This is a genomic window from Pseudomonas sp. B7(2017) (genome assembly GCF_002112745.1).
Classification (GTDB): domain Bacteria; phylum Pseudomonadota; class Gammaproteobacteria; order Pseudomonadales; family Pseudomonadaceae; genus Aquipseudomonas; species Aquipseudomonas ekonensis.
The window spans coordinates 143,298-151,217 of the sequence record NZ_NEIP01000012.1 but is presented as its reverse complement, the minus strand read 5'-3'; the positions used below and the strand labels follow the sequence as shown (position 1 = coordinate 151,217).

At 65.5% G+C, this 7,920-nt stretch carries 7 protein-coding genes; 3 read left to right on the top strand and 4 right to left on the bottom strand.

Annotated elements, in window-relative coordinates; translation table 11 throughout:
* Positions 1–81: 81 nt before the first annotated feature.
* The 4 genes from CAG29_RS20935 to CAG29_RS20920 form a co-directional block, all read right to left on the bottom strand.
* Positions 82–915 carry a DUF4123 domain-containing protein gene (locus CAG29_RS20935; protein WP_085695072.1) on the bottom strand — a complete coding sequence of 278 codons (834 nt, stop codon included), beginning with the start codon at positions 913–915 and terminating at the stop codon, positions 82–84.
* A complete protein-coding gene (gene tssI, locus CAG29_RS20930) occupies positions 912–2,933 on the bottom strand; it encodes a type VI secretion system tip protein TssI/VgrG (RefSeq protein WP_085695071.1) in 2,022 nt (673 codons plus the stop codon). The genes CAG29_RS20935 and tssI overlap by 4 nt, the downstream gene beginning before the upstream one ends.
* A gap of 227 nt (positions 2,934–3,160) precedes the next feature.
* Positions 3,161–4,435, bottom strand: coding sequence for a lipid IV(A) 3-deoxy-D-manno-octulosonic acid transferase (gene waaA / locus CAG29_RS20925; RefSeq protein ID WP_085695070.1), 1,275 nt, complete (start codon positions 4,433–4,435; stop codon positions 3,161–3,163).
* Between the two features lie 11 nt (positions 4,436–4,446).
* Positions 4,447–5,349 carry a LysR family transcriptional regulator gene (locus CAG29_RS20920; protein ID WP_085585268.1) on the bottom strand — a complete coding sequence of 301 codons (903 nt, stop codon included), beginning with the start codon at positions 5,347–5,349 and terminating at the stop codon, positions 4,447–4,449.
* Positions 5,350–5,451: 102 nt separating this feature from the next.
* Between CAG29_RS20920 and CAG29_RS20915 the strand changes: the two genes are divergently transcribed.
* The 3 genes from CAG29_RS20915 to CAG29_RS20905 all read left to right on the top strand — a co-directional run bounded on the left by CAG29_RS20915 (position 5,452) and on the right by CAG29_RS20905 (position 7,901).
* Complete coding sequence (locus CAG29_RS20915; protein ID WP_085585270.1) at positions 5,452–5,784, top strand: multidrug efflux SMR transporter; 333 nt, start codon at positions 5,452–5,454, stop codon at positions 5,782–5,784.
* A gap of 132 nt (positions 5,785–5,916) precedes the next feature.
* The gene (locus CAG29_RS20910) at positions 5,917–7,092 is read left to right on the top strand and encodes an FAD-binding oxidoreductase (protein ID WP_085585272.1); all 1,176 of its coding nucleotides are present in this window, start codon (positions 5,917–5,919) and stop codon (positions 7,090–7,092) included.
* A complete protein-coding gene (locus tag CAG29_RS20905) occupies positions 7,089–7,901 on the top strand; it encodes an aldo/keto reductase (protein WP_085585275.1) in 813 nt (270 codons plus the stop codon). The genes CAG29_RS20910 and CAG29_RS20905 overlap by 4 nt, the downstream gene beginning before the upstream one ends.
* Positions 7,902–7,920: the final 19 nt, after the last annotated feature.

Here is a 7,920-nt window from a genome sequence, read left to right as displayed (position 1 = left end):
TGTTGATGTCCACATGGGGCTGGGCTCTGGCCGCACGCTCGGCCTGAGCAGCCTGGTCAACCATGGCCAGTTTTTCGGCGCTCATGGGGCGAGGTCCTTTTCAGTCAGTAACTGTTGCGTCAATGCATGGTTGAGGTTGTCCAGACGCTGATGGGGTGTGACGCCGGGTTCGGTCAGTAGCTGCCGATAAACGCCATGCTCCGAACCATCGGGGAAATCCCTGCCCAGCACGGCCGGCAATCGAGACCAGATCAGTACTTCATCGACGGCGCTGAAACCGCTGCGCGCGGCGCTCGACTGACAGTCCGATGCCCATTGCCGCAGCGCGCAGACGTCCAGGGACTTGAGCGATCCGGGAAAGTGGCGCCGAACGTGCTCGATCAGTTGCCGGTCGAAAGACTCGCGCCTCGCGGTGTCGAGGTGATCGAGCTGCTCGGCTGCCAGCCCCAGCCAAGGCTGCTGCGCATAGGGGATTGCCGGTTGCGCGGCTTGCTGACGGATCTCCAGGCCCGGCAAACGGATCAGTCGAATCGGCCCCATCAGGCGGTCCCGCTCAAGAAAGGGCAAATCCGCCAGCCAGGAGGCTGTGACGCGCGGATCGTAGAAGCGGAAAAAAACCGTCGCGCCTCCTTCGACCCGTGCGTGGACCAAACCACGCAGATGCTCCAGCACCTGAAGTTCGTCGGCCTCCGACTCCAGCCAGATACCCGCTGTCGCGCTCCACGCCTGCCAGAACACCCGTTCCAGCGGGCTGTCAGGCAGAACTTCCGTCAACAACGGCCCGACACCGTCCAGGTCGCTGTAAGCGGTGTGCTGATAAAGCGAATGAACCGCCGCGCGGCCCGTCAGCTCGAACAGGCGATCGGCAAGGTTGGCGATCTGGATTCGATCCAGTAACAGATAAGCCCGGTTCATGCGCCCACCTGCGCCAGTTTTTCGCACACGGCGCACACTGAAGAGGCCTGCTCGGCGGCCTGGGCCAGCGCGACCTGTTGTGCGGTCACGGACAACAAGACCTGCGCGTGCTGTTCCTCGGGCACCGCCGCCAACGCTGTCTGCGCAACCACGCCTGCCACCGGCGCACCGCCCTCGACGATGGCGACACTGCTGAAGATCCCGCCCGAATTGATCACGATGTGATGACCGCCTGCCGTCAGCGTCAAGCTAGCGCCGGCATCGATCACCACCTGGCTGGCGGTCACCCGTGCATGCGGGCCGGCCTGAATCACCAGCGTGCCGCTGGCCGTGGTGCTGCTGTTGCCGCTGATGCTGAGCAGGTCATCGGTGCCGATGACCGTGTTGCGCGTGCCGTCGGTGGTGTGCCGTTCATCAGCCTTGATCAGGCTGACGCTGTGCTGGTCGACCTGCTCGAAACGGTCGCGGCGGATCTGGCTGCGGCTGTCGTTGAGGATCAGTTGCTCGAAGTCGCGCTCGGCGCGCAGGTAGATTTTTTCCTGGCCGGCGCGGTCTTCGATCATCAGTTCGTTGTAGCCGCCGGTGTGCGGTGTGCTGTGACTGCGCAGCACGGTTTTGCTTTTGTTATCCGGCAAGGCATAGGGCACCGAGTTGACCTTGTTGGCCACGCAACCGGTGATCAAAGGCCGATCCGGGTCACCCTCCAGAAAGGTCACCAACACTTCCATGCCGATGCGCGGAACCGTCACCGAACCGAAGGCTTCACCGGCCCAATTCGACGAGACCCGCAGCCAGCAACTGCTGCGTTCGCTGTTGAGTTCGGCGCGATCCCACGGGAATTCGCATTTCACCCGGCCGTATCCGTCGCAGTGGATTTCCTCACCGGCCGGGCCGGTCACCCGCGCGGTCTGCGCGACCAGCGGGCGACGAGGCAGCGGCAGGGCAGGACGAAACACCACCTCGGCGGGAATCACGCTGAACGTGTTGCGATAGCCCTGGGTGAAGCCGTCAGTGTCTTGAGTGTCACTGGTGACCGACTCCTCAAGCACTTGCGGCTGCTTCCCGGCATGGCTGACGCTCACCAGCAACCACAGGTCATTGCAGTGCGGACGCGGATGCCCGGTGAGTTCGAAGAGGTGGCCGCAACGCAGATGGGCCTGATCGCTTTGCCCCTCGCCCAGTTCATAGTCGCTGCGATGGCGCTCAAGGGCCTGACGCGCCAGTTGCTTGCCGCGCCGTTCATTCTCGATCAACAGCGGATAGCGATAGTCCTCCAGCACTGGGGTGAACTCGGCGGTGAAACGGCTTTCGAGCAACAGGCTGGGGCGCTTGAAGTCGTAGTCGCGGCGGGTGACGGTGCTGGTTCGTGTGCGGTTACGCAGGCTGAAGCGGCTGACCACCGAGTGCTCGGCGACCATGCCCGAATCCTGCTGGTACGGCGTGGAGCCAAGCTTGGGCAGGAACACCTGATCATCGGTAAACACCAACAAATGGCCATCCGCCGAATGCTGGTGATGCCAGGCGATGCCCTCCTCGGCGCACAGACGCTGGATGAATTCGAAGTCCGATTCCCCGTACTGGGTGCAGTACTCACGCGGTGGATTCGTCGCGACATGAAAGCGAAAGGCATCGCCTTGAATGCCATGCCCCTTGAGCACGTGCGCGATGATCTGCGGCACGGTGCGCTGTTGAAAAATCCGCTGATCGTGGCTGAACTGCAGGTAATAGAGGGCCGGCACCAGCGTCAGGTGATAGCGGGTCAGGCGTTTGCCCGACTCGCCAGCCATCACCTCGTCGATGTGCCCGTGAAGGCCTTCGCCGTTATGGCCGAACTGCAAAAACGCCGGTTGGCCGAGCAGACGCCCCAGGTCGAAATCGAGATGCTCGCTGACCAGTTCAACGTGGATGCCGTAAAGCATGCTGATGGTTTCGGTGCCGCTGAAAGCCAGCACCTTGAAGTCATGACGAACAGCGGGAATCTGCAACGCGAAAGGCGCGGCACTGACCGACCGGAACATACGCTTATCCTTAAGCAATGAGGAAAAGAAGCGCGATGTCCAAACCGTCCGTGGTCTGTGCTCGCGAAAACTGGCGGGCACACTAACAAAGCAGGAAATGGCCGAATGTAGGAGTGGTCTTTAAACAAGGAAGGACGCTTCCCAAGTCGGTAAACCTGTCCGGACAACGCCCACAAAAAAACCGACATGACTGTCGGTTTCTTGTGGGTTGTGAGTGGAGCGGCGAACTATTTCATAAGCCGGCCCAACCCATCCAGCAACCGCCGCAACGCCCCCTGATTGCGGCGCATCACGTCCAGCCCCGCCTCGGCCATGCGCTGCGCATCCCGGGGCAGCTCGAACAGGCGCTGCACTTCAACCGCCAGTCCTTCGGCATCGTCCACCTCGGCCAACGCCCCGGCGCTGCGCATCTGCGCGGCGATGTCGAGGAAGTTGAACAGGTGCGGGCCGCTGATCACCGGTTTGGCCAGCGCCGCCGGCTCCAGCAGGTTGTGCCCGCCGTTGGGCACCAGGCTGCCGCCGACGAAGGCGCTGTCGGCCAGGGCGTACAGGAACAGCAGTTCGCCCATGGTGTCGCCGAGCAGCACCGACGTGCCGGCGTCGACATTCGCACCCGTGGAGCGGCGCACCGTGGCGAAGCCTTGCCCTTGGCACAGCTCGAACACGGCGTTGAAACGTTCCGGATGACGCGGCACCAGGATCAGCAGCGCATCGGGATGGTTGGCCAACAGGCGACGGTGGGCGTCGAGCACCACTTCGTCCTCGCCGTCGTGAGTGCTGGCGGCGATCCACACCGGACGCTCCAGCGCCTGCCACTGCCCGCGCAGTTCGGCGGCGCGCTGCAGCAATTGCGGGTCGACGGTCAGGTCGAACTTGATCGAGCCGGTGACCTCGACCGTCTCCGGTCGTGCGCCCAGGTCGCGGAAACGCTGGGCCTCGGCCTCGGTCTGCACGGCGAACAGGCTCATCTCGGCCAGCATCGGCCCGGTGAGCTTGCCGAACCGCGCATAACCCTTGGCCGAACGCTCGGACAGCCGCCCGTTGGCCAGCGCCACCGGTATCCCGCGCTTGGCGCACTGGTGGATGTGGTTGGGCCACAGTTCGGTTTCCATGATCACCGCAAGCTTGGGCTGCGCACGGTCCAGGAAACGCGCCGCCGCGCAAGGCAAGTCGTAGGGCAAGTAGCAGTGCTGGATGCGCGGCTCGTCGGCGAACAGGGCGCGGATCCGCTCCGAACCGGTCGGGGTCATGCAGGTCACGGTGATCGGCAACTGCGGATAACGCTGCAGCAAGGCGCGGATCATCGGCGCGGCGGCGATGCTTTCGCCCACCGACACCGCGTGTACCCAGATCCCGCCGTGCCGCAGCGCCGGCATCCCGTAGGAGAAACGCTCGCCGATCCGTTTGGCGTAGGCCGGCGCCTTGCGCGAACGCAGCCACAGCCGAATCGCCACCAGCGGCAGCCCCAGGTAAAACAGCGCGGAGTAAAGAGTTCTATTCATGGCGGCGCAGTCTATCGGCTTTTGTCGCCGATCGCCCGCAAGTGCACGGCAAATCGTTCGGCCAGCCAACGGGCCGCCGGCCCCAGCGGTTCGTCGCGGCGCCAGACCAGCTCCACCACCAGCGCCGGCGGCGTCCATTCGCTGTCGAGTTCGACCATCAGGCCCTGGTACGCCGAATACTGCACCACATGGCGCGGCAGCCAGGCCCAGCCCAGATCCCGCACCAGCCATTCGGCCATCACGTAGAAGCTGTCGGCCCGCCACACCTGCGGGCTGGCGGGCTCGTTGCCGGGGTAGACGCTGGTCTGGGTCGACATGAGCAACTGCCGGTGCTGCGCCAATTGCCGGGCATCAACGTACGGCTGCGCCGCCAGCGGATGGTTGACGCCGCACACCGTGACCATGTCCACGCTGCCCAGCACCCGGCGCTCCAGCGCTTCGGGGATTTCATCGTGATAGAACAGCAGCCCCAGATCGGCACGGCGCTCCACCAGCTTGCGCGCCACTTCGCCCTGGGCGGCGCTGGTCAGCTGCACTTCCAGGCTGGGGAACTGCTCGGCCAGCGCGCCGAAACTTTCCACCAGGGCCTGATAGGGCATCGCCTCGTCCTGGGCCACCCGCAGTTGCGCTTCCTCACCGCGCATCATCGCGATCGCCCGGCCGTTGAGGCGTTCGCACTGGCGCAGCACTTCCCGGGCGTCCTCCAGCAGCGCCTCGCCGGCCTCGGTGAGGCTCGGCTGACGCCCGCTGCTGCGCTCGAACAGGCTGACGCCCAGGTCATCCTCCAACTGGGCGACCGCGCTGCTGATCGCCGACTGCGCCTTGCGCTGCCGGCGCGCCACGGCGGAAAACGAGCGCTGCTCGGCGACGTCCACGAAGACCCGCAACTGATCCAGGTTCCATTGCATGTTCATTGCGCAACCCATCTTCAAAACAGATAGGTAATGACTTTACCGCATCCGGGCAATCCCTAAAATGCGGACTCGTAAAGCAACGTTTCACATGAGGATCGAACCATGACCGCCTACGCCTACCTGGCCATTGCCATCTGCGCCGAAGTGATCGCCACCGTCTCGATGAAAGCGGTCAAGGGATTCAGCACGCCCCTGCCGCTGCTGCTGGTCATCGTCGGCTACGGCATCGCCTTCTGGATGCTGACCCTGGTGGTGCGCAGCGTGCCGGTGGGCGTCGCCTACGCGGTGTGGGCCGGCATGGGCATCGTGATGGTCAGCGTGGCGGCGCTGTTCATCTACGGACAGAAGCTGGATATCCCGGCGATGCTGGGCATGGCGCTGATCGTGCTGGGCGTCGTCGTGATCCAGCTGTTCTCCAAGACCGCCGGCCACTGACGGCGAACCCGTGGCGAGCAAGCGCGCTCGCCACGGGAATCTGTCTGGGCCTGCAGACGGATGATCAGCAGCAAATCCCCTTTTCCCCGAGTCTGTATACTGCGCCCTCGTCTTGAACACTGAGGTCGTCGCATGCCATCCACAATTTCCACCGACGTGCTGATTGTCGGCGCCGGTGTCGCCGGTCTCTGGCTCAACGCGCGCCTGCGCCGCCAGGGCTTTTCGACCGTGCTGGTGGAAAGCGCCAGCCTCGGCGGCGGGCAGAGCGTGAAGTCCCAGGGCATCATCCACGGCGGCGCCAAGTACGCGCTGCACGGCGCCCTGACCGGCGCCTCGGAGGCCATCGCCGACATGCCGCGCCGCTGGCGCGAAGCGCTGGCCGGTGACGGCGAGCTGGACCTTGCCGGCGTGCGCCTGCTGTCCGAGGCCCATTACCTGTGGTCGCCGGGCACCCTGGCGGGCAACCTCACCAGTTTCTTCGCCAGCAAGGCCGTGCGCGGGCGGGTCGATCAGGTCAAGGGCGAGCAACTGCCGCCGGCCCTGCAGGACAAGCGCTTCAAGGGCAAGGTCTACCGCCTGGCCGAACTGGTGATCGACGTGCCGAGCCTGATCGCACGCCTGGCGGAACTGGCGGGCGACGGTCTGCTGTCCGGCCAGAAGATCGAGCCGCTGCTGGAGAACGGCGCGCTGGTGGGCCTCAAGGTGGACGAACGCGAGATCCGCGCCCAACGCATCGTCCTCAGCGCCGGCGCCGGCACCGCCGACCTGCTGGCGGCGCTGGGCCTGAGCCAGCCGGCCATGCAGACCCGCCCGCTGCACATGATCATGGTCAAGGGCCCTGGCCTGAAGCCGCTGTACGCCCACTGCCTGGGCGGCGGCACCAAGCCGCGCATCACCGTGACCACCCACCCGGCGGCCGACGGCCAGTGGGTCTGGTACCTGGGCGGCGACATCGCCGAAGCCGACGGCGTGGCCCGCGAGCCGGCCGAGCAGATCGCCACCGCACAGAAAGAGCTCGGCCAACTGCTGCCGTGGATCGACCTCGGCAGCGCGCAATGGGCGACCCTGCGGGTGGACCGCGCCGAGCCGCTGCAGACCGGCCTGACCCGCCCCGACAACGCCTTCCTCGCCGAACAGGACCGCCTGCTGGTGGGCTGGCCGACCAAACTGGCCCTGGCGCCGGACTTCGCCGACCGGGTGCTTGCCGCCCTGGAGCGCGACGGCATCAAGCCGGGCGCCCCCACCGCCCTGCCGGCCCTGCCCAAGCCGCCCCTGGGTGTGCCGGCCTGGGAGCAATTGCTGCCATGAGCCAAGCGACCCTGCACGATCTGCACCGCCCCCTGGGCAGCACCGGCCTGAGCGTTTCGCCGCTGGGCCTGGGCACGGTCAAGCTTGGCCGCGACCAGGGCGTGAAATACCCCAACGGCTTCCGCATCCCCGATGATGACGAAGCCCGCATGCTGCTCAAGCTCACCCGGGACCTGGGCATCAACCTGATCGACACCGCACCGGCCTACGGCCGCAGCGAAGAGCGCCTCGGCCCGCTGCTGCGCGGCCAGCGCCATGACTGGGTGATCGTCAGCAAGGTCGGCGAAGAGTTCGCCGACGGCCAGTCGCGCCACGACTTCAGCGCCGCCCACACGCGGATGTCGGTGGAACGCAGCCTGCAGCGGCTGGAGACCGACTTCATCGACCTGGTGCTGGTGCATTCGGACGGCAACGACATGGCCATCCTCGAAGGCTGCGAAGTGTACGCAACCCTTGCGGCGCTCAAGGCCGAAGGCAAGATCCGCGGCTTCGGCATGTCCGGCAAGACCGTCGAAGGCGGCGTGAAGGCGCTGGAGCAAGGCGACTGCGCGATGGTCACCTACAATCTGAACGAACAGAGCGAAAGGGCCGTCATTGACTATGCTGCTGCCCACGGCAAGGCCATTCTGGTGAAGAAGGCCCTGGCCAGCGGTCACATTTGCCTCGATCCCGGCGTGGATCCGGTGCGCGCCAGTTTTGAGCTGCTGTTCGGGCAGCCCGGCGTGGCCAGCGCCATCGTCGGGACGATCAACCCGCTGCACCTCGCCCACAACGTCGCGACCGTTGCACAGGTCCTTCGTGGTCTCTGACGCCGCCCCGCGGCCTTAA